The sequence below is a fragment of the Dietzia sp. NPDC055877 genome, assembly GCF_053615975.1.
The window spans coordinates 1-1,008 of record NZ_JBSHCV010000051.1; the positions used below are offsets into that span (position 1 = coordinate 1).

Genomic DNA, 1,008 nt, shown 5'->3' on the forward strand with positions numbered 1-1,008 from the left:
TGGGGTGGGGATAGGCCCCTCCCCCCGCCCTCGGGAAGCCCCCACGGCATAGGCGCTAGGGGTCCGCCTGAGTCTGGGGATTCCGGACTCAGGCGAGAAATGCAGTGGCCAAGTAGAATGGCAATAGAAGGCCCCGCGACGGCGGCAACCGTCCGGGGCTATGGCCGACTGTTAAGGAGTCGACATGGGTCAGCGTACCTGTGCGGGGTGTGGGGTTGAGATAGTTCCTGGTCTGCGGGAACGGAATCGTCGCAAGTGGTGCTCGGAGCGGTGCCGAGTTGCGGCATATCGTCGCCAGAATCCGGAGTACGTGGAGCGGCTATTGGCACGCTCTGCTGAACGTAGGGCTGCAGCGGCACTTGTCAGATCATTGGAGGTCCGCCCGTGTGCCGGGTGCGGGGAAGACATTGCGGCACCGGGGACGCGGAGGTACTGCAGTCCTTCATGCCGGAGCGCAGCTTACTGTCGTCGAAATGACTACTGGTCCCGCCCCGAAGTCAGAGAGCGGCGACGAGAGTTCTACTCCGACCCGGAGCGAAGGCGAAGGTATCGGGTGAAGGACCGTGCCCGAGAGTCGCGTCGGGAGGCTTTGGAGCGGATGGCCCCCAGTGTCGACTTCACAGCCGAAGCGTTGGCATCACGATTGTCGATGTTCGCTGGGTGTTGGATCTGCGGGTCTGTGCTCGACGAGTTCCATGTCGATCACGTGAAGCCACTCTCGAAGGGGGGCTGGCATTGCTTATCCAATCTGCGCCCATGTTGCCCCAGTTGCAACTTGCGCAAGGGAGCCAAGTGGCCCATCACTGAGTTCGTCACGTCCATTCGGACTGAATCGGTAGTCGCATCGTAGGGAGGTGGTTCCGGTGGCTGGACGCGGACCCGCACCTAAGGACCCCTCGAGGCTGGTTGGGCATGGAGCATCTCGCTCTCGGTCAAACGACATGCGGATTGTCGAGTCGGACCCGGTAGAGCAGCCGGAGTTACCGGAGTTGATGCCTGACGGTGAGC

The 1,008-nt window shown here is 62.4% G+C and carries 1 protein-coding gene; it reads left to right on the top strand.

What is annotated here, in order from left to right; all coding sequences use genetic code 11:
• Positions 1-649: 649 nt before the first annotated feature.
• Positions 650-850: an HNH endonuclease gene (locus ACWGLC_RS17795; RefSeq protein ID WP_452101101.1), complete on the top strand. Its 201-nt coding sequence runs from the start codon at positions 650-652 to the stop codon at positions 848-850.
• The last annotated feature ends 158 nt before the right edge of the window (positions 851-1,008 follow it).

Coding starts and splice junctions, on each gene's coding strand:
- ACWGLC_RS17795 (WP_452101101.1), top strand. CDS start 650: ATGTTCGCTGGGTGTTGGATCTGCGGGTCTGTGCTCGACGAGTTCCAT.